Raw genomic sequence first — 22468 nt, 5'->3', positions numbered from 1 at the left:
GCAAAATGGATGAATAAGAATGACTCTCAGCAGGTTAGTATCGGAAATCCCCAACCGAGAGGATTCGCTTCATGTTCCGCTCCACCTCCCATGTCCGTACCGAATCGGCCGCACGCTACGTCAATCGCCTGTGCAAGCACTGGGGCCACAAGTTCGAAGTCGAACTCACTCCCGAGCGCGGCTTCATCGACTTCGGCGACTCCAACTGCGAGCTGCTCGCCCACCCCGACCATGTCCTGATGATTCTCAACAGCCCCGACGAGGACAGCCTCGCCCACATGCAGAACGTGGTCGCCGATCACCTGCAACGCATGGCCAACAGCGAAAGCCTGGAGATTGCCTGGCAGCCCGCCGAAAGCTGAACGCGCCGCCACCCGGCCGCCCTTCGCGGCCGGGCGCCGGGCGTCACGCGGGGCCATGGAAAGTGCAATTCATTCCCCGGAAAAGCCATTCAGCTCGCTCCGCCCCCGTCCCATCATCCCCTCCAGGCGCTCTCGCGCAGATAACAACAATGACTGGAGACGATGATGAAACCCGAAGATTTCCGTGCCTCTGCCACCCGTCCGTTCACCGGCGAGGAGTACCTCGCCAGCCTGCGCGACGACCGTGAGATCTACATCTACGGCGACCGCGTCAAGGACGTCACCAGCCACCCCGCCTTCCGCAACGCGGCCGCCTCCATGGCCCGGCTCTACGACGCCCTGCACGATCCGCAGAGCAAGGAAAAGCTCTGCTGGGAGACCGATACCGGCAACGGCGGCTATACCCACAAGTTCTTCCGCTACGCGCGCAGCGCCGACGAACTGCGCCAGCAGCGCGACGCCATCGCCGAGTGGTCGCGGCTGACCTACGGCTGGATGGGCCGCACCCCGGACTACAAGGCCGCCTTCGGCAGCGCCCTCGGCGCCAACCCGGGCTTCTACGGGCGTTTCGAGGACAACGCGAAAACCTGGTACAAGCGCATCCAGGAAGCCTGCCTGTACCTCAACCATGCCATCGTCAACCCGCCGATCGACCGCGACAAGCCGGTGGACCAGGTCAAGGACGTGTTCATCTCGGTGGACGAGGAAGTCGACGGCGGCATCGTCGTCAGCGGCGCCAAGGTGGTCGCCACGAATTCCGCGCTGACCCACTACAACTTCGTCGGCCAGGGTTCGGCGCAACTGCTCGGCGACAACACCGACTTCGCCCTGATGTTCATCGCGCCGATGAACACCCCCGGCATGAAGCTGATCTGCCGCCCCTCCTACGAACTGGTGGCGGGTATCGCCGGATCGCCGTTCGACTACCCGCTGTCCAGCCGTTTCGACGAGAACGACGCGATCCTGGTGATGGACAAGGTGTTCATCCCCTGGGAGAACGTACTGATCTACCGCGACTTCGAACGCTGCAAGCAGTGGTTCCCCCAGGGCGGCTTCGGCCGGCTGTTCCCGATGCAGGGCTGCACCCGCCTGGCGGTCAAGCTCGACTTCATCACCGGCGCCCTCTACAAGGCCCTGCAATGCACCGGCTCCCTGGAGTTCCGCGGCGTGCAGGCGCAGGTCGGCGAAGTGGTGGCCTGGCGCAACCTGTTCTGGTCGCTGACCGACGCCATGTACGGCAACGCCAGCGAATGGCACAGCGGCGCCTTCCTGCCCAGCGCCGAGGCCCTGCAGGCCTACCGCGTGCTGGCGCCGCAGGCCTACCCGGAGATCAAGAAGACCATCGAGCAGGTGGTCGCCAGCGGCCTGATCTACCTGCCCTCCGGCGTTCGCGACCTGCACAATCCGCAACTCGACAAGTACCTCTCCACCTATTGCCGCGGCTCCGGCGGCATGGGCCACCGGGAGCGGATCAAGATCCTCAAGCTGCTCTGGGACGCCATCGGCAGCGAGTTCGGCGGCCGCCACGAGCTGTACGAGATCAACTACGCCGGCAGCCAGGACGAGATCCGCATGCAGGCCCTGCGCCAGGCGATTGGCAGCGGGGCGATGAAGGGCATGCTCGGCATGGTCGAGCAGTGCATGGGCGACTACGACGAGAACGGCTGGACCGTGCCGCACCTGCACAACCCGGACGACATCAACGTGCTCGACCGCATCCGCCAATGACGCCCGCGTCGCCTCCGGAGGTTATCCCCATGTCCCAGCTCGAACCCAGGCAACAAGCCTTCCGCAACGCCATGGCGCATCTTTCGGCGGCGGTCAACGTGATCACCAGCAACGGCCCGGCCGGACGCTGCGGGATCACCGCCACCGCGGTCTGCTCGGTCACCGACAGCCCGCCGACGCTGATGCTCTGCATCAACCGCAACAGCGAGATGAACACGGTGTTCAAGGCCAACGGTCGACTCTGCGTGAACGTCCTCAGCGGCGAACACGAAGAGGTGGCCCGCCACTTCGCCGGCATGACCGAGGTCCCGATGGAACGCCGCTTCGCCCTCCACGACTGGCGCGAGGGCCTCGCCGGGTTGCCGGTGCTGCACGGCGCCCTGGCTAACCTGCAGGGACGCATCGCCGAGGTCCAGGAGATCGGCACCCACTCGGTGCTGTTGCTGGAACTGGAGGACATCCAGGTCCTCGAACAGGGCGACGGCCTGGTCTACTTCAGCCGCAGCTTCCATCGCCTGCAATGCCCCCGGCGGGCGGCCTGAACGGCGCCTCCAGGAATCCTCCGCCAGCGTTTCGCAGCCGCCGCCGAGAACCCGGCCAGGCCCTCAGCGGCGGTGCGCCGGTGGGATCGAGTAGGTGCCGACCACATGGGCGACCGGTTCCGCGTCGCCTTCGGAGAACAGCGAGACCTCGCCCATCGCCAGGGTCTTGCCGACCTTCATCAGGCGGCACTCGGCGACCACCCGGCGGTCCGCCGCCGGACGCCGCAGGAAGTTGATGGTCAGGCTGGTGGTCACCGCCAGCGGGACGATGCCGATCTCGCCCAGTACCGCCACGTACAGCGCGACATCGGCGATGGCCATCAGGGTCGGCCCGGAGACCGTGCCGCCGGGGCGCAGGTCGCTGGCGTCGACCGCCTGCCAGACCGTGGCGCTACGCTCGCCGACGGCTTCGACCACGACCCGGGTCTGGGGAAATTCGCGCTGGATGAAACGGGCGATCTGCTCTTTCTTGTCGGTCACGGAACGGGTCCTTGGCAGTAGGAGGAGGAAAGGTACGGTAGTCGGGTCTAGCGGCCACGCGTCTCGCTCGGCGTCATCCCGTAGCGCGCCTTGAAGGCCCGGGCGAAATGCGCCTGGCTGGAGAAGCCGTGGCGATAGGCGACCTCGGCGACATCCAGGCGCCGGCCCTGGGGCGAAGCGAGCAACTGGCGGGCCCGCTCCAGGCGCCGCTCCTGCAGGTAGCGCCCGGGCGAGCTGCCTTCCTGGGCGAACAGCCGCGCCAGGTGCCGGCTGGAGACGCCAGTGGCGGCGGCCACCCGCTCGCAGCTCAGGGCGGGTTCGTCGAGGTGCTGCTGGATGTACTGCTTGGCCGCCAGCAGGTAGGACGCGCCCAGGGCGCTGGCACGGTGCTCGCCGGCATGGTCGCTGATGATGCTCGCCAGCAGGTCGTAGGCTTCCTCCTGGTAGCGCTCGGCATCTTCGCCATGGGGGCTGTCGAGGAAATCCCGGGTACGCTCGCCGAGGGTCCGCACCAGCAGGCGCTGCACCGGGCTTTCCGCGCCGATCTTCAGCGGTCCCTTGAAGTCGCGCAGGCAGCGCTCGGCGAAATCGTCCTGGGGAATGTCGAAGATGAACTGCCGCATCGGTCCGGAAAAACCGAACAGGTAGGGCTTGTCGGTCCGGTAGATAACCAGCTCGCCCGGTTGCAGGAGGTTGCAGCCGTTGTCCTGGTAGAAGAACGACTGGCTGCCCTGCACCAGGGAGACGAAGATCGACTCCTTGGGCACTGCGCGGATCATCGAGCGGTCGCGCTCCACCACGTGCTCGTTGCCGCCGATGCGGGCCAGCCGCAGGCGTTCGAGGCAGAGGTTGTCCTGGGTCGCGGCGAAGCCGGCCTGGGAATACGACGAACATTTCAGGCCAACCAGGATGGAAGCGTTGTAGTCCTCCCAGAACGCCAGCCGCTGCTCCAGGGGAATGTCCTGGGTGCTGGCCCGCCGGGTTTCGAGCAAGGCATGTGCGGGCATTTTTATTCTTCTCGTCGAACGCTGCGTGGACCTCCCGGACCTCAGGCAAGGCCTCCGGGGCCAGGCGCCGGGCCGCTCCGCCGACCTGTCGCGGTCGGTCGGCGAGGCGCCTGGCACCCCGTCATTAACATCTGAATCCTTTCCTCCGTCAATCGCCCTCCAGCCGGCTCCGACGCTGGGCAGGCCAGCTTGGCGGCGCGTCGCGGGTCGCGCCAGGCCATGTCCGAAAAGCGCAAGCTTCCTGGCCGCCAGGGTCAAACCCGGAGGCCCGCCCATGGCTAGAGTCGGCTCGACGATAACAACGACAGAGGCCGCCCCATGCCCGAACTCGCCACCCGTGAATTCTGGAAAGACCTGCAACCGATTCCCGACTGCTTCAAGCCGGACGCCAAGCCCGAGGTCTACCTGCGCAACGCGCCGACCGAGGACGAGCGCCTCTACGTGCCCTTCACCGAGACCGTGAAGTCGCGTCCGCTGTGGATCTCGCCAAGCGAAAACCGCTGGTGCGACATCCTGATGGCGACGAGCGCCGGCCTGGTCAACCGCCACTACCACCCGCACGAGGTGTTCGCCTACACCATCAGCGGCAAGTGGGGCTACCTGGAGCACGACTGGACCGCCACCGCCGGCGACTTCGTCTACGAGACGCCCGGCGAGGGCCACACCCTGGTGGCCTACGAGCACGAGCAGCCGATGCGTGCATTCTTCATCGTCAAGGGACCGCTGGTCTGGCTCGACGAGAAGGGCAACGCGGACGGCATCTTCGACGTCCACGACTACATCGCGATGTGCCGTGAGCACTACGACAAGATCGGCGTCGGCGCCGCCTACATCGACTCCCTGTTCCGCTGACCCCGGGCGCGCGCCGCCCTGGCGGACGCGCGCCTCCCCGCCGGCCGGCCCGCCCGGCCTGGAGACCGACATGGCGCATAACAACAATTCCGCCAGTTACGAAAACGTCCTGCTCTGCGTGCTGTTCCTGACCTTCGGCTTCGTCTTCTTCGACCGCCTGGCGCTGTCCTTCCTGTTTCCCTTCATGGAACAGGAGCTGCAACTGAGCAACAGCCACCTGGGCATGCTCTCCTCGGTGCTGGCCCTGGCCTGGGCGGTATCCGGCGCGCTGGTCGGCGCCTGGTCCGACCGCCGCGGGCAGCGCAAGCCGCTGCTGATCGTGGCGGTGATCCTGTTCTCGCTGTGCTCGGCGCTGTCCGGGCTGGTCGGCGGCTTCCTCAGCCTGCTGCTGTTCCGTGGCATCATGGGCCTGGCCGAGGGGCCGATCCTGCCGCTCTCGCAATCGCTGATGGTCGAGGCCTCCTCGCCGCATCGCCGCGGCCTCAACATGGGCCTGCTACAGGGCTCGGCGGCCGGCCTGCTCGGCGCGGTGATCGGCCCGCCGCTGCTGGTGGCCCTGGCCGAAGCCCTCGGCTGGCGTCACGCCTTCATCGTCTCGTTGCTGCCGGGCCTGCTGATCGCCTGGCTGATCTGGCGCCATGTGCGTCCCGACCCGCCCCGTGCGCAGCGCCCGGCGCCGCGCGCAGAAGAAGCGAAAGGCAAGCGCCTGGCACTGCTGAAGAGCCGCAACATCCTGCTCTGCACCCTGATCAGTTGCGTATTCGTCACCTGGTTCATCGTGCTGATTTCCTTTACCCCGACCTTCCTGGTCAACGCCCGCGGCTTCAGCCCGGCGACCATGGGCAGGCTGATGAGCTGCCTGGGCGTCGCCTGGGTGGTCTGGGGCTTCGCCGTACCGGCGATATCCGATCGCATCGGCCGTCGACCGACCCTGGTGGCGTTCTCCCTGCTCGCCGCGTGTTGCCCGCTGGCGCTGCTTTATGCGCCGAACGCGACCAGCCTCGGCCTGCTGTTGCTGCTGACCTACACCGGGCTCGGCTGCTTCACCCTGTTCATGGCGACCATCCCGGCGGAGACCGTCTCGCGCGGCGTCATCGCCACCGCCCTCGGCCTGATCATGGGCCTCGGCGAACTGGTCGGCGGTTTCCTCGCGCCGACCGTGGCCGGCTTCGCCGCCGACCGCTTCGGCCTGTCCGTCGTCATGTGGATGTCCTGCGGCGGCGCCCTGCTCGCCGCGTTCCTCTCGCTGTTCCTGCGCGAAACCGCGCCCGCCGTGCTGGCGCGCCAGCGCAGCGCGCCTACCTCCGTCCTGCAAGGAAACCAACCATGAAAGCACTGCGCTGGCACGCTGCCCGCGACCTCCGCCTGAGCGAACTGGAACGCCAGGCGCCGCGGCCCGGCGAAGTCGAACTGGAAGTCGCCTACTGCGGCATCTGCGGCAGCGACCTGCACGAATACCAGAGCGGCCCGCACTCGATTCCCCAGGCCGAGGCGCACCCGCTGTCCGGTTGCCGCGCGCCGCTGACCCTCGGCCATGAGTTCTGCGGCGTGGTCGCCGCGCTCGGCCCTGGCGTGGAGGGACTGCGCATCGGCGACCGCGTCGCGGTGGAGCCGGAATACCGCTGCGGCGAATGCCGCTACTGCCGGGAAGGCCGCTACAACCTCTGCGAGTCGATGGGCTTCATCGGCCTGATGGGCGACGGCGGCTTCGCCGAGCGCGCGCGGGTGCCGGCCTACATGCTGCACCGCCTGCCGGACGCGGTGGGCTTCCGCCAGGCCGCCGTGCTCGAACCGGCCGCCGTGGCCCTGCACGCGCTGCGCCGCAGCAGCCTGGCGCCGGGCCAGCGCTGCGCGGTGTTCGGGCTCGGCCCGATCGGCCTGCTGCTGGTGATGCTCGCCCGCCTGCGCGGAATCGAGGACATCGTCGCGATCGACGTCAGTCCCGAGCGCCTCGCCCTGGCCGGGGAGTTCGGCGCCAGCCGGGCGCTCGACGCCCGCGACGGCGACACGGCGGCGCGCCTGCGCGAGGGCGGCGCGCTCGACTGCGCCTTCGAGGCCGCCGGCAGCCAGGCCAGCCTCGACGCCGCCCTGGCCAGCCTGCGCAAGGGTGGCGAGCTGGTGCTGGTGAGCCTGATGGGCGAGGTCCGGCTGGACGCCTTCGACCTGGTCAACCGCGAACTGCGCCTGCTCGGCAGCGTCGGCTACCGCGACGCCTACCCGGAGCTGATCGCCCTGCTCGCCGACGGCCGCCTCGACCTGGCCCGCGCAGTGACCCGCAGCGTGCCCCTGGAGCAGGCCGTCGAGCACGGTTTCGAGGCCCTGCTGCGCGACAAGTCGCAGGTCAAGGTGCTGGTCAATCCCAACCCGGCCCTGGCCGACGCCTGAAGGAACGATCGCCGATGGTTTTCCAACACGATATCTACGCCGGCCAGCAGGTGCTGGTCACTGGCGGCAGCTCCGGCATCGGCGCGGCCATCGCCATGCAGTTCGCCGAACTCGGCGCCGAAGTCGTCGCCCTCGGCCTGGACGCCGACGGCGTGCACGCACCGCGTCATCCGCGGATTCGCCGGGGAGAACTGGACATCACCGACAGCCAGCGCCTGCAACGGCTGTTCGAAGCGCTGCCGCGCCTGGATGTGCTGGTGAACAACGCCGGCATCAGCCGCGACCGCGAGGAATACGACCTGGCTACCTTCGAACGGGTGCTGCGCCTCAACCTGAGCGCCGCCATGCTCGCCAGCCAACTGGCCCGGCCGCTGCTGGCGCAGCGCGGCGGCAGCATCCTCAACATCGCCTCGATGTACAGCACCTTCGGTTCCGCCGACCGCCCGGCCTACAGCGCCAGCAAGGGCGCCATCGTCCAGCTCACCCGTTCCCTGGCCTGCGAGTATGCCGCCGAGCGCATCCGGGTCAACGCCATCGCCCCCGGCTGGATCGACACGCCGCTGGGCGCCGGGCTCAAGGCCGACGTCGAGGCCACCCGCCGGATCATGCAGCGCACGCCGCTGGCGCGCTGGGGCGAGGCGCCCGAGGTGGCCAGCGCCGCGGCCTTCCTCTGCGGTCCCGGCGCCAGCTTCGTCACCGGCGCCGTGCTGGCGGTGGACGGCGGCTATCTCTGCGCCTGAGCCGCCTTCGCTCCGGATGCACCTGTCCGCTTGGGGCGGACAGCGATTCGCACGACAGAACAACAACAAGACGAGTGCCTTGCCATGAAAACCCTCCGCACCTTGCCGGCGCTGCTCTGCGCCGGTTTCCTCGGTCTCTCCGCGCAGGCCGCCGAAGACAGCCGCAGCGGCCCGCTGGCCGGGTTCGGCGAACGACTCCAGCGCCACGGCGTGAAGACCCACGCGCAGTTCTGGAGCCTGTCGCTGAAGAACCTCGACACCGGCCCGCGCCAGCACAGCTTCGGCAACAGCGGCGACCTGTTCCTCGGCGCCGACCTCGACCTCGCCACCCTCGCCGGCCTGGACGGCGCCTCGCTGCACATCGAGGAAACCCTGTTCATCCTCGACCGCGGCACCGGTCAGCCCACCGGGCCGAGCTGGCAGGGCGCGGTGGGCAGCTACTTCGGCGGCGCGCCGCTGCACAACGACATCGGCGCCAACCAGCTGAGCCTGCTCACCTGGCAGCAGCAGTGGCTGGGCGGACGCCTCGACAGCCATCTCGGACGGACCAATGCGCGGCGCTATTTCCTGATCTACAACTGCGAGACCGTGGTCACCTGCAACGACCCGATCATCGACGCCTCCACCGGCATCCTGCCGCCGCCCTACGGCGCCTGGGGCGGCTACCTGAAGTACCGGGCGACCCCGACCCTGTACCTGCACGCCGGGGCCTTCGAGTCCAACCCGGTGGATTACCTGAAGAAGCGCCATGGCCTCGATTTCGGCACCGACGACGCCAGCGGCACCAGCCTGCTGCTGGGGATCGGCGACAAGCGCGAGGAAAGCCTCGATCCCTACCGCTCGCACTATGAACTCAACGCCTACCTGAACACCGCCAACCAGGTCGACCCGCTCACCGGCGCCAGCGACCACGGCAGCGCCGGCGGCTTCTTCAAGTTCCAGCAGCTGTTCTGGCGCGCCGACGGCGGCCGCCTCGATTCGCCGAGGGCGCTGGGGCTGTTCGGCTCGCTGTCGGTCTCGGCCGACGACAAGCAGCCGTTCCGTCATTTCGCCGAGCTGGGCCTGACCTACCATGCGCCCTTCGACCGCACGCGGGACAAGCTCAACCTCAAGGCCAGCTACCTGCGCCTGAACGATCACCAGTTGGAGTTCCAGCGCCAGGCGCGGATCGCCGCTGGCGGCGATGCGAAACTCGGCCAGCGCGACGTGTACGCCCTGGAAACCAATGCGCACATCGCACTGACCCCGCACATCGCGCTGGAGCCGTCGGTGCAGTACATCTTCAACCCGGACAACTACTACAACCCCGGCGCTCGCGAACTGAGCGGAGACGGTTTCGTCGTCGGCCTGCAACTGATGGTCGACATGGGCTCGCTGCTGGGGCTGTAGCGCGCCGCCTGGCAGCCTCGGTCAACCCCGCCGGCAGGCTGGGACAAGCGGCCGGGCGCGCTTCCCCGTCCAATGGAGTAGCGTCGCGCCCATGGGCGCGGGGCGAAAAAGAACGCCGGGCGAGGCCCGGCAGCACACCCAGAAAGGTGCCGACATGACTTCCACTGCCCGCCGCTCGTTCGACTACATCGTGGTCGGCGCCGGCTCCGCCGGTTGCGTCCTGGCCAACCGTCTTTCCGCCGATCCCGCCGTCTCGGTCTGCCTGGTCGAGGCCGGCCCCAGCGACCGCACGCCGCTCCCCGCCGCCTACATCCGCACGCCGGCCGGGATCATCCGCCTGATCGCCAACCCGAAGTGGAACTGGATGCATCGCTTCGCCGCCCAGCCCGGCACCGCCAACCAGCCGATCGCCTGCCCGCGCGGCAAGGTCTGGGGCGGCTCCAGCGCGATCAACGGGATGATCTACATCCGCGGCGACCGCCACGACTACGACCGCTGGGCATCCCTCGGCAACCGTGGCTGGAGCTACGACGAGCTGCTGCCGTACTTTCGCCGCTCGGAACATTTCGAGCCGGGCGAATCGCCCTGGCACGGGCGCGGCGGCGAATTGAACGTCGCCGCGCAGCGCAGCCCGGGCCCGATCAACCAGGTGTTCTTCCAGGCCGCCGAGGAAATGGGCTGGCCGTACAACGCCGACTTCAACGGCGAGCGCCAGGAAGGCATCGGCCCGTTCCACGTCACCCAGGTCAACGGCGAACGCTGTAGCGCGGCGCGCGCCTTCCTGTACCCGGCCCTGGCGCGGCCCAACCTCACCGTGCTCAGCTCGGCGCTGACCCTGCGCGTGCTACTGGAAGGTACCCGCGCCACCGGCGTGGAGATCAGCCAGGCTGGCGAGGTCGTGCAATTGCAGGCACGCCGCGAAGTGATCCTCAGCGCCGGCTCGATCAACTCGCCGCAGCTCCTGTTGCTCTCCGGCATCGGCCCGGCGGCGGAACTGGCGCGCCACGGCATCGTCCAGCGCCATGAGTTGCCTGGGGTCGGCGAGAACCTGCAGGACCACCAGGACATCGTGCTGATGTACCGCACCGAGGCCAAGCTCGGCTACGGCCTGGGCTTCTCGCCGAAGGGCTGGCTGCCGCTGCTGCGCTCGCCCTGGCAGTACCTGTTCGGCCGGCGCGGGGCGCTGACCTCGAACACCGTCGAGTCCGGTGGCTTCCTCCGCCTCGACCCGCAGGCAGAGACCCCGGAGCTGGGTCTGATCGTCGCCCCCGCGCTGAAGAACCAGCCGCAGCGCCTGGTCCCCTTCGGCCACGGGGTCAGCCTGCACGTCGCGGTGATGCACCCGCAGAGCCGCGGGCGGGTCCGCCTGAACTCGCCGGACCCGCACGACCGGCCGCTGATCGAAGCCAACTTCCTCAGCCACCCTGCCGACCTCGATACCCTGGTCCGGGGTTTCCAACTGGTCCGCAAACTGGCCGCCAGCCGCAGCTTCGCCCGTCACCTCAAGGGCGAGCTGGTACCGGGCCCGCAGGTTTCCAGCCGCGGCCAGATCGAGGCCTGGATCCGCGCCAACCTGGGCACCGTGTTCCATCCGGTGGGCACCTGCAAGATGGGCCACGACCAGCTCGCGGTGGTCGACGACCAGTTGCGCGTGCACGGCCTGCAAGGCCTGCGGGTGGCCGATGCGTCGATCATGCCGACGCTGATCACCGGCAATACCAACGCCCCGGCGATCATGATCGGCGAGAAGGCCGCCGACCTGATCCTCGGCAAGCCGGCGCCCCATGCACCGCCCGCGCGACAACCGGCCGTGCAGGCTCTGGCCGGCGCCTGACTAGCCGCCCTGGCTGCAGGCGCTGGCGTACTTGCGGTAGGCCAGCGAATGCAGCTTGCCGGCGGAGTCTAGGTAGTCCATCCGTGCATCGACGATCTCGCAGGTGGTCGACGCCTGTTCCTGGGTCGCCACCACCTTGTGCACATCCAGCGGCATGCCGTAGCGGTAGCTTTCGGTCGGTACCGGTGCGGCGGCCTGGGCGGCGAACGCGGGAAGCGCAAGCGCGGCGAGCAGGGTGGTGGCGAGCAGGGTGCGAGTCATGGGGGATCTCCTGGCGGCAGGACCGCGTCGGTGGAAGGCGACATGCCTTCGTCGAGGCCTATTCCAGGCCGCGGAGTTGTCCCGGATGTGTCGCTGGAATGCCCGATTCGTCAGCCGCTGTATCGCCGCTGCCGGCCGATACATGGCCGTACATTCGCCGCCCCGCTCCCGCCGGACGAATCGCGCCCGGCGCCATCCGTCGTCTCCCCCGTTCGCGACAGCGACAACCGGGCTTTTTTGCACGCCCCGGTATTCGCCCCGGCTCCGGATACAGTGCAATACAAACCCCGGCAGGCAAGCGCCGCGGGCGCGGATACACTGCTTGCAAGCACACCAACCGCCACGGGAGCCAGGCAATGGAGCATGTCGATCACATCCTGATCGTCGACGATGACCGCGAGATTCGCGAGCTGGTAGGCAACTACCTGAAGAAGAACGGCCTGCGCACCACCATCGTCGCCGATGGCCGGCAGATGCGCGCGTTCCTCGAAGCCAACACGGTGGACCTGATCGTCCTCGACATCATGATGCCCGGCGACGACGGCCTGCTGCTCTGCCGCGAGCTGCGCGTCGGCAAGCACAAGGCCACGCCGGTGCTGATGCTCACCGCGCGCAACGACGAGACCGACCGCATCATCGGCCTGGAGATGGGCGCCGACGACTACCTGACCAAGCCCTTCTCCGCCCGCGAACTGCTTGCCCGGATCAACGCCGTGCTGCGGCGTACGCGGATGCTGCCGCCGAACCTCACCGTGAGCGAGAGCAGCCGGCTGATCGGCTTCGGCCAGTGGCAACTGGACACCAGCGCCCGCCACCTGCTCGACGACGCCGGCACCGTGGTCGCCCTCAGCGGCGCCGAGTACCGCCTGCTGCGGGTGTTCCTCGATCATCCGCAACGGGTACTCAGTCGCGACCAGTTGCTCAACCTGACCCAGGGCCGCGAGGCGGACATCTTCGACCGTTCCATCGACCTGCTGGTCAGCCGCCTGCGCCAACGCCTCGGCGACGACGCCCGCGAACCGGAGTACATCAAGACCGTGCGCAGCGAGGGCTATGTGTTCTCGCTGCCGGTGCGACTGGTCGAGGCCCATCCATGAAGCTCGCCGTGCCGCGCCCGCGCAGCCTCGCCGCGCGCCTGGCGCTGATCCTCTTCGCCGGGCTGGTGCTGGCCTACGGGCTGTCCTTCGCCTCGCAGTTCTACGAGCGCTACCAGACCGCGAAGCACATGATGCTCGACAGCCTCGAACAGGACGTGGCGATCTCGGTAGCCATGCTCGACCGCCTGACGCCCGCCGAGCGCGAGGCCTGGCTGCCGCGCCTGGAACGACGCACCTACCGCTATCGCCTCGACGCCGGCGAGCCCGGCCAGCCGCTGGCGCTGGCCGACGCGCCGGTTGCCGCGCACTCCATCGAACGCGCCCTCGACGGTCAATACCCGCTGACCCTGCGCACGGTGGCCGACAGCCGTCCGCACTTCCAGGTCCTCCTGCGCCTGCGCGACGGCAGCCCGCTGACCATCGACGTCACGCCGGCCCCGGTGCCGCTGTCCGGCTGGCTGCCGCTGGTACTGCTGGTGCAGTTGCTCCTGCTGCTGCTCTGCACCGGCCTCGCGGTGCGCACCGCCATCGGCCCGCTGACCCGGCTGGTGAAGGCCGTGGAACATCTCGATCCGAATCGTCCGGCACAGCCTCTCGCGGAAACCGGCCCACGCGAAGTGGCGCATGCGGCGGCGGCCTTCAATGCCATGCAGGCGCGCATCGCCGACTACCTCAAGGAGCGCATGCAGTTGCTCGCGGCGATTTCCCACGACCTGCAGACGCCGATCACGCGGATGAAGCTGCGCGTCGAGTTCATGGACGCCTCCAGCGACAGGGACAAGCTGTGGAACGATCTCGAAGAGATGCAGCACCTGGTCCGCGAAGGCGTGGCCTATGCCCGCAGCATGCACGGCAGCACCGAAACCAGTTGCCGGGTGGACCTCGACGCCTTCCTCGACAGCCTGGTCTTCGACTACCAGGACAGCGGCAAGCAGGTACAACTCGACGGCCGTACCGGCGCGGTGATCGACACCCGTCCGCACGCCCTGCGCCGGGTGCTGGTGAACCTGGTCGACAATGCGCTGAAGTTCGCCGGCGCCGCGCGCCTGGAAGTGGAACGCCGTACCGATGGCGGCACGCGAATCCAGGTGCTGGACAATGGCCCGGGGATTCCCGCCGAGGAACTCGACGAGGTGCTCAAGCCCTTCTACCGGGTGGAAAACTCGCGCAATCGCGACACCGGTGGCACCGGCCTCGGCCTGGCCATCGCGCAGCAGCTGAGCCTGGCCCTCGGCGGCCGCCTGACCCTGGCCAACCGCGCCGGCGGCGGGCTTTGCGCGCGCATCGAGCTGGACCCCTGAGGCGCCCGTACAGAGCGATACATAACCGCCCTCGGCGGACACACTGCGGATAAACCCGCTTGCAACACTCCTGGCCACGGGAAGCGGCGGCACATCGCCGAGCCGCTCCCGGCAACCAGGAGCCCCACCATGACCGTCCCAACCTCTCAATCCGCCTGGCACGGCTGGCGACTGTTCGCCGTCCTCGCCGTCGCCGTGCTGTGCATGACCGCCCTCGTCCTGGCTCTCCAGGCGCAACCGGTGGAGGGCCTGCGCAGCGCCATCCGCGCCACCGCGCGCAGTTCCTTCGCGCTGTTCCTCGCCGCTTTCCTCGCGTCCTCGCTGGCGACCCTGGTGCCCGGCCCGGGGACCCGCGCGCTGCTCCGTGAAAGGCGCTATCTGGGCCTGGCCTTCGCCTTCTCCCACGCAGTACACGCCTTGCTGATCCTGGCCTACTGGAAGCTGTTCCCCGAGACATTCTGGAGCGGCCGCTCGGTCGCGGCGAACATCCCCGGCTCGATCGGCTACCTGTTCATCCTGCTGCTCACCCTCACCTCCTTCCGCACCCCGGCCCGACTGCTCGGCCCACGCGCCTGGAAAGCCCTGCACTCGACCGGCACCTGGGTGCTGGCGGGCATCTTCTGTCTGTCGTTCTTCAAACGCATCCCCATGGGCGGCTGGTACGTACTGGCGTTCGCCACGATCTTCTCCGCCATCGTCCTCAAGCTCACCGCCAAGCTCGCCGTGCGCTTGCGTCGTCGCGACGTACAGCCGGCCTGACCCATCCACCGCCCTCAACGAGACATCGATCATGCAAGCATCCGACCTGCGCGCCTGGCGCCGACCCTTCGCCCTGCTCGACCGCTGCGGCGGCTGGAGCGCCGACCTGTCCCTGCGACTGTTCCTGGCCTGGGAGTTCTTCGAGTCCGGTTGGGAAAAGTGGAACGGCGAGAACTGGTTCGGCGATATCCAGTCGGCTTTCCCCTTTCCCTTCGACCGCCTGCCCGCCGCCTTCAACTGGGAACTGTCGCTGTGGGCCGAACTGCTCGGCGCGCTGTTCCTCCTGCTCGGCCTCGGTACCCGCCTGACCGCCCTGGTGCTGATCGTCGTCACCCTGGTGGCGACCGCCGCCGTACACTGGCCGGCGGAGTGGTCGAGCCTGGCGGAACTGGCCCGCGGCTACTCGATCACCGACCACGGCTTCGGCAATTTCAAGCTCCCGGCGATCTACCTGGCGGCGCTGCTGCCGCTGCTGTTGGCGGGAGCGGGGAAGCTGAGCCTGGACCACTGGCTCGGGCGGCGCCTGGGCCTGTCCCGCTAGGATTCGGCCAGCCACGGAAAAACCCCGGAACGCGATCGCCTCCGGGGTTTTTCACAGCAAGCCAGAACCATCCCACCCACCGCGTAGGGCGAATAGCGCCAAAGGCGCTATCCGCCGATGCATCGACTCCACAAGGGCTGCGTCGTCATCCGCCCGCCCAATCGCGTTCCAGGGTTCCGAGCACGACACCCTGGGTCCGCAACGCTGCCAGCAACTCCAGCCCCGCCGCGTCGAGCGCTCCGGGCGCACTCCGCGCCTCGAGCGCCAGCGCCGCCAGGTGCTCGCGCCCGCTCAGGCGCCGTCTCGCCAGCGACTCCAGCAGGCGGTAGGCCAGCGGAGTCAGGCGCGCGGTATGCACGCGATGCGAGGAATCGCGGTGCATCAACAGCAGGGTCGGTTCCGCAGGCGCTTCGGCGAGCGCGACGTCCTCTTCGAGCCGATGCACCGGCCAGCGATAGCCCAGCGGCAGCGCCAGGCTCGACAGCAGCGGCACCCCGTCGAGCAGGTCGCCTTCACGCCGATACGGCGGATCGTCGGGCTCGGCCAGGTAGAGGCGCGTTTCGCTCCATTCGAAGTGGGCCAACTCGGCTTGCCACGCCGGCCGATACTCGCCCCGCTGCCGCAGGTAGTCGACGAAGACCCCGGCGATACGGGTGAACAGGGGGGTATGGCTTCTCTCCTCGCGATAGAACTCGCGCACCAGGCCATGCCACTGCTGCTCGCCAAGCAGCCCGCGCAAGCGTGGGAAGCCGCTGGCAAGGAGGCCTTCGATGGCGTTGTAGAACAGCTCGCGGTAGACCCGCAGGCGACGTTCTTCGATGTCCGGCGGCGGCGCATTGCCAAGCGGGTCGCGCAGGTGCCGGGCGAGGCTGAACTGCTGTTGGCGCAGGCGCTCATCCATGACGGCGTCCCTCGTCGCGTTGCCATTGGCGGATCTGCTCCACTTCCAGCAGCAGTTCGCCCAGCGGCGGATAGTTGAAGTCCCGCTCGAGCAGGGTCGGGCGCACGCCGAAGCGACGATAGGCGGCTCCGAGCAAGGCCCAGACGCCGGGCTTCACGGCGGCACCATGGGTGTCGATCTTCAGGTCCGGCGCCTCGTCGTAGTGCCCCGCCACATGGTAGGCGGCGACCCGCCCGGGCGGCAGCCGGGCGAGGAAGTCGAGGGCGTCGTAGCCGTGGTTGCAGGCGTTGACGAACAGGTTGTTGACGTCCAGCAACAGGTCGCAGTCGGCCTCGTCGAGTACCGCGTTGACGAACTCGATCTCGCTCATCTCCCGGTACGGCGCTGCATAGTAGGAAATGTTCTCCACCGCGATGCGCCGCTCCAGGCGTTCCTGCGCCTCGCGGATGCGCGCCGCGACGTGACGCACCGCGGCCTCGGTGAACGGCAGCGGCAACAGATCATAGAGATGGCCATCGTCGGAACAGTAACTGAGGTGCTCGCTGTACAACGCGACCCGGTGGCGGACGAGGAAGCGTCGGGTCTGCTCGATGAAGGCGGCATCCAGCGGTGTGGAGCCGCCGAGGGACAGCGAGAGACCGTGGCAGGTCAGTGGAAAGCGCTCCACCAGGCGCTCCAGGTCGGCACCGAAGGCACCGCCGACGCCGATCCAGTTGTCCGGCGCGCATTCGAGGAAGTCCACCGCGCCGGGCGCCATCGCCAGCAGTTGCGGAAGCAGGCCGCGCCTCAGGCCGAGGCCGGCGGCGTTGTCGATCAGGGTCATGGGATAGCTCCGGAAACGGCGACGCCCCCGCTTTCCCAGGGGAAAGAGAGGGCGCCGCCAGGGTGTGGAAAGGCTCAGTGCCGGCCTTGCTCCAGCTTGCTGAACAGCCCGGCGGGCATCGGCTTGCCGTTGGCCTCGTAGGTCTTGCGCAGGTGTTCGTAGGCCTCGGCTTCGGAAATGAAGCCGTCATGGTCGCTATCGATGCTGTCGAACTCACCGGCACGGTCCTTGGCCACCGCGAGGAACTCGGCGCGCGAGACCTTGCCATCGTGATCGGTGTCGGTTCGGGCAAAGGAGGCGTCGCCGCACTTGCCCTCCCCGCACTTGCCCTCGGCGCCGGCCTTGGCCGGGGTCTTCGCGGAGCCGCCGCTACCACACTTGCCTTCTCCGCACTTGCCTTCGCCGGCGCTCGCCGCCGCCACTTGCAGCCCCTGGCCCAGCGGCTCGACGGCGAACGCCGAACCGCCGAGCAGCATTCCCCCCACCAGTACGGCACCGAGCAGGCTGGCGGAAGTCTTTTGACGCGAATCGAAAACGGACATGCTTCTTCTCCACAGTAAACGCGGCCGGGCCGCAGGCGCGGCGCTGGTGGGCGCCGGTACGAACCGGGCGGCGGGACCTTCTGGGGTCGTCCCGGGCGCCGCGGTTCGGATGTGGCCATTTCGCCTGGGAGATGTATCGGGGGTGTATCGCCCGACACGTGGATTTGTACGCCGGAGGTATCGAAACCGCGCATGGATACAAAGCGATACGCAATCGAGCGCGGGCATGCCGACGAAGTGCCGGGCATCTCTCACTCCCGCCGGCCCATCTCGGCTACCGTTAGGAGACAGCAACCTGGCCCAGTCTCGAGGTCGAGCCCATCGTGCTGAAACGCATTCCGGTAACCCAGCTTCGCCTCGGTATGTTCGTCCAGAGCCTTTGCGGCTCGTGGCTGGACCACCCGTTCTGGAAAAGAGGTGGCTTCCTGCTCGACAGCCAGGCCGACCTGCAGCGCCTGCGCGAAAGCGCCGTGAAGGAAGTCTGGATCGATGCCAGCAAGGGCCTCGACCTCCCGGAGGAAGCGGCGGTCTCGGCCGCTGCGGTCCTGCCGGTCACCATGCCGGCCGGCCCTTCGCCGGCGCGGGTCGCCCTGGAGGAGGAAATCCGCCACGCCGCCCTGCTCTGCAGCCGTGCCAAGGCCGCCGTGGTCAGCATGTTCCGCGACGCGCGCATGGGCCAGGCCATCGATACCGCGCATGCATCGGACCTGGTGGACGAAATCTCCGCCTCGGTGCTGCGCCATCCCAACGCGCTACTCAGCCTGGTACGGCTGAAGACCTCGGATGAATACACCTACATGCATTCGGTGGCGGTCTGTGCGCTGATGATCGCCCTCGCCCGCCAGCTCGAACTGCCCGACCCGCTGGTACGCGAGGCGGGGCTGGCCGGACTGCTGCACGACATCGGCAAGATGGCGGTGCCCGATCCGATCCTGAACAAGCCCGGCAAGCTCACCGACCAGGAGTTCGGCCTGGTTCGCCGGCATCCGCAGAACGGCGCGCGGATGCTGCTCGATTGCCGCCAGGTCAGCGCCCTGGTGGTGGATGTCTGCCTGCACCACCACGAGCGCATCGACGGCACCGGCTACCCCTTCGGCCTGGCGCAGGAGCAGATCAGCCTGCTGGCGCGAATGGGCGCGGTGTGCGACGTCTACGACGCGATCACCTCCGACCGTCCCTACAAGAAGGGCTGGAACGCCGCCGAGGCGATCCGACGCATGGCCGAATGGAACGGGCACTTCGACCCGCAGGTGTTCCGCGCCTTCGTCAAGGCGGTGGGCATCTACCCGGTCGGCGCGCTGGTCAGGCTGGAAAGCGGGCGCCTCGGCGTGGTCCTCGAACAACACGGCCGCTCGCTGCTGACGCCACGGGTCAAGGTATTCTTCTCGGCCCGCTCGAAGGTGCCGATCCCGCAGCAGGTGGTAGACCTGGGTAGGGCCGGACAGACCGACCGAATCGTCGGCTTCGAGCCGGCGGAAGCCTGGAACTTCCGCAATCTCGACGAGATGTGGACGGGACTGGCCAAGTCCACGGGCTCTTATTTCGACGCGGGAACCGGAAATCCGTAGACGCCTTCCGCCGGCAAGCCGAGCACCGCTCCCGTAGGGCGCATAACGCGAAGCGTTATCCGCCGCTTCGCCGCAATCTCCGCCTGCTCCGCGTTGCTTTAAGCGCACCATCGTCGATACTGCTGGCAATCCGCCGACAGTTTTCAAGAGGCCATATGAGTCCGCTCCTGGAGACAATCGAAGAGCACAGCAGAAATGGCTGTGCTCCATCCAAAGCGTTGATTGCCCTGTGGTCCGCAGGCGCCGACCTGAGGGTTTCCCCGAGGAAGGCTGGCCGCCTATGCGAACTTGCCGTCGTTGCCGCAGCAGGGAAAGCAGGCATGCTCGAGAGCGAGATCGTTGCGGCACGCCGGGCCTATGCCGCCAGCCTGGGAGTGACGCTTAGCGGAGCGATCAGCAACGCCGACGAGCCGGTCCATATCCGCCACGCCGTCAGCAATTCCAATCACAACCCCAACGCCTCAAACCGTATCAACCTTGGGAGGGCCCGAGCGTATAAAAAAAGGCGCGAGGAAGGTGATTACTTCTTCATCGACACTTGAATCGCCTGCATAACCGTTATCTCCCCCGCGCCTCAACGGCAGCCATCTCCAGCAACCACCCCCGGAACGCCAGCATCGCGCTGGTCTCCCCCCGCGACTGCAAGCGCGTCAGCCAGTAGCTGCCGGTACTCACTTCGGTGGCGAACGGACGCCGGATGCTCTCGCTGGCCAGTTGCCGGGCAAACATCGCCGCCGGCGCCAGGGCCACGCCGACACCCTGGCGGGCCGCCTCGAGCATGGCCAGCGAGGTGTCGAAGACGATGCTCCGGGTCAGTGGCGCGTGCGCCGGCAGTCCGGCCGCCTGGAACCACAGCGGCCACTCGTCGGCGCGGTAGGAGCGCAGCAGGGTGTGCTGCAGCAGGTCGGCGGGACTGTGCAACTGGGCGGCGACCTCCGGGCAGCAGAGCACCGTCAGCGGCGCCTCGAACAACGCCAGCGCCTCGGTGCCGTGCCAGGCGCCGCCGCCGAAGCGGATCGCGTAGTCGAGCCCCTCGGCGGCGATGTCGACGCGGTTGTTGTGGGTGGACAGGCGCAGATCGATGAAGGGATGGCGCGCCTGGAAGTCCTCCAGCCGCGGCAGCAGCCAACCGACCGTGAAGGTTCCGACCGCGCCGACGGTGAGCACGTCCCGGTAGTGGCCACCCTCGAAACGTTCCAGCAGGCCGGCGATGCGGTCGAAGGAGTCACACAGCACCGGCAGCAGGCTCTCGCCCTCGTGGGTCAGCATGAGGCCGCGCGGCAGACGCTTGAACAGGGCCACGCCGAGACGCTCCTCGAGGCTCTTCACCTGGTGGCTGACCGCCGCCTGGGTCACGCACAGCTCGATGGCCGCGCGGGTGAAGCTCAGGTGCCGGGCCGAAGCTTCGAAGGCGCGCAGGGCGTTCAGCGGCAAATGGGGTCGAACCAATCTCTGCTCCAAATTTTTCTAATGGCTGCCGCGAGTATTCGTCGTTTGCCGCAAATCCTGCGCAAGCCTAGATTTTCCCCGCCCGCCGATCAAGGAGCGCTCCCGGGGCGGTTTCTCATGCAGCCAACGACAAAGGACGCCAATCCTCATGCGCGATACCAGATTCCCCTGCCTGTGCGGCATCGCCGCTTCCACACTGCTGTTCGCCACCACCCCGGCCATTGCCGGCGAGGCCCCGGCGGATCGCCTGAAGGCACTGGTCGACGCCGCCGTACAACCGGTGATGAAGGCCAATGACATTCCGGGCCTGGCCGTAGCCATCAGCCTGAAAGGAGAACCGCATTACTTCAGCTATGGGCTGGCCTCGAAAGAGGACGGCCGCCGGGTGACGCCGGAGACCCTGTTCGAGATCGGCTCGGTGAGCAAGACCTTCACCGCCACCCTCGCCGGCTATGCCCTGACCCAGGACAAGATGCGCCTCGACGACCGCGCCAGCCAGCACTGGCCGGCACTGCAGGGCAGCCGCTTCGACGGCATCAGCCTGCTCGACCTCGCGACCTATACCGCCGGCGGCTTGCCGCTGCAGTTCCCCGACTCGGTGCAGAAGGACCAGGCACAGATCCGCGACTACTACCGCCAGTGGCAGCCGACCTACGCGCCGGGCAGCCAGCGCCTCTATTCCAACCCGAGCATCGGCCTGTTCGGCTATCTCGCCGCGCGCAGCCTGGGCCAGCCGTTCGAACGGCTCATGGAGCAGCAAGTGTTCCCGGCACTGGGCCTCGAACAGACCCACCTCGACGTGCCCGAGGCGGCGCTGGCGCAGTACGCCCAGGGCTACGGCAAGGACGACCGCCCGCTACGGGTCGGTCCCGGCCCGCTGGATGCCGGAGGCTACGGGGTGAAGACCAGCGCGGCCGACCTGCTGCGCTTCGTCGATGCCAACCTGCATCCGGAGCGCCTGGACAGGCCCTGGGCGCAGGCGCTCGATGCCACCCATCGCGGTTACTACAAGGTCGGCGACATGACCCAGGGCCTGGGCTGGGAAGCCTACGACTGGCCGATCTCCCTGAAGCGCCTGCAGGCCGGCAACTCGACGCCGATGGCACTGCAACCGCACAGGATCGCCAGGCTGCCCGCGCCACAGGCGCTGGAGGGCCAGCGCCTGCTGAACAAGACCGGTTCCACCAACGGCTTCGGCGCCTACGTGGCGTTCGTCCCGGGCCGCGACCTGGGACTGGTGATCCTGGCCAACCGCAACTATCCCAATGCCGAGCGGGTGAAGATCGCCTACGCCATCCTCAGCGGCCTGGAGCAGCAGGGCAAGGTGCCGCTGAAGCGCTGAAGCGCGCTCGCGAGGGCGACGGAGCGTAGCGGCGCGGGACGCCGGTCCTGGCTATGATGGTGCCATGAGCGCTTCCCCGCCCCTCCGCCAGCCCTGCCCGCCCGGCGCCTGCGTCTGCGAACGCGAGCGCCTGGAGGCGCCCGGCGCGGACCGTCGCATCCTCCTCCTGACCCGCCAGGAAGAGCAGCGCCTGGCCGCCCGCCTGGAAGCCCTGCGCAGCCTGGAAGACCTGGAACACCTGCTGCGGCGCATGGAGGAACAACTGGGCATCCGCCTGCGGATCGCCCCGGCCTTCGGCGAGGTGCGCAGCATGCGCGGCATCCGCATGCGCTTCGAGGAGCAGCCGGGGCTCTGCCGCAAGACCCGCCAGGCGATTCCCGCCGCCATCCGCCGCGGCCTGGAGAAGCGCCCGGAAGTCGCCTACGCCCTGCTCAACGCCCACGACCTGCTGCGCGACGCCTGAAGGCACTGAACGACAGGAAGAGGATGTCGCTCAAGACCTGGGCGGGCTTCAGGAGTATCGGCGGATAACACCCATGGCGTTATTCGCCCTACAGGCCGCAGC

24 protein-coding genes are annotated in these 22468 nt (G+C 68.1%); 17 read left to right on the top strand and 7 right to left on the bottom strand.

Annotation, left to right across the window (positions count from 1 at the left end; genetic code table 11):
- The first annotated feature begins 71 nt into the window (after window positions 1-71).
- From LE197_RS33430 to hpaC, 3 genes are all read left to right on the top strand, one after another.
- A complete protein-coding gene (locus LE197_RS33430; protein ID WP_003093387.1) occupies window positions 72-362 on the top strand; it encodes a DUF2218 domain-containing protein in 291 nt (96 codons plus the stop codon).
- A gap of 165 nt (window positions 363-527) precedes the next feature.
- On the top strand, window positions 528-2090 hold the full coding sequence (gene hpaB, locus LE197_RS33425) for a 4-hydroxyphenylacetate 3-monooxygenase, oxygenase component (RefSeq protein ID WP_010793433.1): 1563 nt from the start codon (window positions 528-530) through the stop codon (window positions 2088-2090).
- Window positions 2091-2119: 29 nt separating this feature from the next.
- The gene (gene hpaC, locus LE197_RS33420; protein WP_003104531.1) at window positions 2120-2632 is read left to right on the top strand and encodes a 4-hydroxyphenylacetate 3-monooxygenase, reductase component; all 513 of its coding nucleotides are present in this window, start codon (window positions 2120-2122) and stop codon (window positions 2630-2632) included.
- Window positions 2633-2695: 63 nt separating this feature from the next.
- On the opposite strand, the gene LE197_RS33415 is transcribed toward hpaC, so the two are convergent.
- Complete coding sequence (locus LE197_RS33415; protein ID WP_003104529.1) at window positions 2696-3112, bottom strand: PaaI family thioesterase; 417 nt, start codon at window positions 3110-3112, stop codon at window positions 2696-2698.
- 47 nt (window positions 3113-3159) lie between these two features.
- The gene (locus LE197_RS33410) at window positions 3160-4119 is read right to left on the bottom strand and encodes a helix-turn-helix domain-containing protein (RefSeq protein ID WP_034069224.1); all 960 of its coding nucleotides are present in this window, start codon (window positions 4117-4119) and stop codon (window positions 3160-3162) included.
- A gap of 318 nt (window positions 4120-4437) precedes the next feature.
- Here LE197_RS33410 and LE197_RS33405 point away from each other — a divergent pair, with 318 nt between their 5' ends.
- From LE197_RS33405 to LE197_RS33380, 6 genes are all read left to right on the top strand, one after another.
- A complete protein-coding gene (locus LE197_RS33405; RefSeq protein WP_003113028.1) occupies window positions 4438-4971 on the top strand; it encodes a 2,4'-dihydroxyacetophenone dioxygenase family protein in 534 nt (177 codons plus the stop codon).
- A gap of 70 nt (window positions 4972-5041) precedes the next feature.
- Window positions 5042-6301 carry an MFS transporter gene (locus tag LE197_RS33400; protein WP_196752398.1) on the top strand — a complete coding sequence of 420 codons (1260 nt, stop codon included), beginning with the start codon at window positions 5042-5044 and terminating at the stop codon, window positions 6299-6301.
- Entirely contained in the window at window positions 6298-7356 is a 1059-nt protein-coding gene (locus LE197_RS33395; RefSeq protein WP_003118211.1) for a 2,3-butanediol dehydrogenase, read from the top strand. Before LE197_RS33400 ends, LE197_RS33395 begins: the two co-directional genes overlap by 4 nt.
- A gap of 14 nt (window positions 7357-7370) precedes the next feature.
- Entirely contained in the window at window positions 7371-8096 is a 726-nt protein-coding gene (locus LE197_RS33390) for an SDR family NAD(P)-dependent oxidoreductase (protein WP_073666436.1), read from the top strand.
- A gap of 84 nt (window positions 8097-8180) precedes the next feature.
- Window positions 8181-9485 carry a carbohydrate porin gene (locus LE197_RS33385; protein ID WP_003093407.1) on the top strand — a complete coding sequence of 435 codons (1305 nt, stop codon included), beginning with the start codon at window positions 8181-8183 and terminating at the stop codon, window positions 9483-9485.
- A 154-nt stretch (window positions 9486-9639) separates the two neighbouring features.
- Window positions 9640-11319, top strand: coding sequence for a GMC family oxidoreductase (locus tag LE197_RS33380; protein WP_073666435.1), 1680 nt, complete (start codon window positions 9640-9642; stop codon window positions 11317-11319).
- On the opposite strand, the gene LE197_RS33375 is transcribed toward LE197_RS33380, so the two are convergent.
- On the bottom strand, window positions 11320-11580 hold the full coding sequence (locus LE197_RS33375; protein WP_003113024.1) for a DUF2790 domain-containing protein: 261 nt from the start codon (window positions 11578-11580) through the stop codon (window positions 11320-11322).
- A 356-nt stretch (window positions 11581-11936) separates the two neighbouring features.
- Between LE197_RS33375 and bfmR the strand changes: the two genes are divergently transcribed.
- From bfmR to LE197_RS33355, 4 genes are all read left to right on the top strand, one after another.
- Window positions 11937-12677 (top strand): two-component system response regulator BfmR, encoded by a 741-nt coding sequence (gene bfmR / locus LE197_RS33370; protein WP_003113023.1) that lies wholly within the window; start codon window positions 11937-11939, stop codon window positions 12675-12677.
- Window positions 12674-13978 (top strand): sensor histidine kinase, encoded by a 1305-nt coding sequence (locus LE197_RS33365; RefSeq protein WP_003113022.1) that lies wholly within the window; start codon window positions 12674-12676, stop codon window positions 13976-13978. Before bfmR ends, LE197_RS33365 begins: the two co-directional genes overlap by 4 nt.
- Window positions 13979-14107: 129 nt before the next feature.
- The gene (locus tag LE197_RS33360; RefSeq protein WP_003113021.1) at window positions 14108-14737 is read left to right on the top strand and encodes a ferric reductase-like transmembrane domain-containing protein; all 630 of its coding nucleotides are present in this window, start codon (window positions 14108-14110) and stop codon (window positions 14735-14737) included.
- A gap of 31 nt (window positions 14738-14768) precedes the next feature.
- A complete protein-coding gene (locus tag LE197_RS33355) occupies window positions 14769-15278 on the top strand; it encodes a DoxX family protein (RefSeq protein WP_003113020.1) in 510 nt (169 codons plus the stop codon).
- Window positions 15279-15423: 145 nt separating this feature from the next.
- Here the strand turns inward: LE197_RS33355 and LE197_RS33350 are convergent, their stop codons facing one another.
- The 3 genes from LE197_RS33350 to LE197_RS33340 all read right to left on the bottom strand — a co-directional run bounded on the left by LE197_RS33350 (window position 15424) and on the right by LE197_RS33340 (window position 17544).
- Window positions 15424-16179: a DUF2063 domain-containing protein gene (locus tag LE197_RS33350; RefSeq protein ID WP_003118207.1), complete on the bottom strand. Its 756-nt coding sequence runs from the start codon at window positions 16177-16179 to the stop codon at window positions 15424-15426.
- Window positions 16172-17002 (bottom strand): DUF692 domain-containing protein, encoded by an 831-nt coding sequence (locus tag LE197_RS33345; RefSeq protein ID WP_003118206.1) that lies wholly within the window; start codon window positions 17000-17002, stop codon window positions 16172-16174. Before LE197_RS33345 ends, LE197_RS33350 begins: the two co-directional genes overlap by 8 nt.
- A gap of 74 nt (window positions 17003-17076) precedes the next feature.
- Window positions 17077-17544: a hypothetical protein gene (locus tag LE197_RS33340; RefSeq protein ID WP_003121936.1), complete on the bottom strand. Its 468-nt coding sequence runs from the start codon at window positions 17542-17544 to the stop codon at window positions 17077-17079.
- A 323-nt stretch (window positions 17545-17867) separates the two neighbouring features.
- Between LE197_RS33340 and LE197_RS33335 the strand changes: the two genes are divergently transcribed.
- Both LE197_RS33335 and LE197_RS33330 read left to right on the top strand, forming a co-directional pair.
- Entirely contained in the window at window positions 17868-19112 is a 1245-nt protein-coding gene (locus tag LE197_RS33335; protein WP_003101295.1) for a cyclic di-GMP phosphodiesterase, read from the top strand.
- 155 nt (window positions 19113-19267) lie between these two features.
- The gene (locus tag LE197_RS33330; RefSeq protein WP_169917315.1) at window positions 19268-19654 is read left to right on the top strand and encodes a hypothetical protein; all 387 of its coding nucleotides are present in this window, start codon (window positions 19268-19270) and stop codon (window positions 19652-19654) included.
- Window positions 19655-19670: 16 nt separating this feature from the next.
- Here the strand turns inward: LE197_RS33330 and ampR are convergent, their stop codons facing one another.
- Complete coding sequence (gene ampR, locus LE197_RS33325) at window positions 19671-20561, bottom strand: LysR family transcriptional regulator AmpR (protein WP_003101291.1); 891 nt, start codon at window positions 20559-20561, stop codon at window positions 19671-19673.
- Between the two features lie 148 nt (window positions 20562-20709).
- Here ampR and LE197_RS33320 point away from each other — a divergent pair, with 148 nt between their 5' ends.
- Window positions 20710-21903: an inhibitor-resistant extended-spectrum class C beta-lactamase PDC-80 gene (locus LE197_RS33320; RefSeq protein WP_058169253.1), complete on the top strand. Its 1194-nt coding sequence runs from the start codon at window positions 20710-20712 to the stop codon at window positions 21901-21903.
- A 64-nt stretch (window positions 21904-21967) separates the two neighbouring features.
- Entirely contained in the window at window positions 21968-22366 is a 399-nt protein-coding gene (locus LE197_RS33315; RefSeq protein WP_003093424.1) for a hypothetical protein, read from the top strand.
- Window positions 22367-22468: the final 102 nt, after the last annotated feature.

This window comes from Pseudomonas sp. PS1(2021) (genome assembly GCF_020405165.1).
Taxonomy (GTDB): Bacteria; Pseudomonadota; Gammaproteobacteria; order Pseudomonadales; family Pseudomonadaceae; genus Pseudomonas; species Pseudomonas aeruginosa.
Note: the sequence above shows the minus strand (reverse complement) of the source record. Positions and strands in the feature narration are given on the sequence as shown.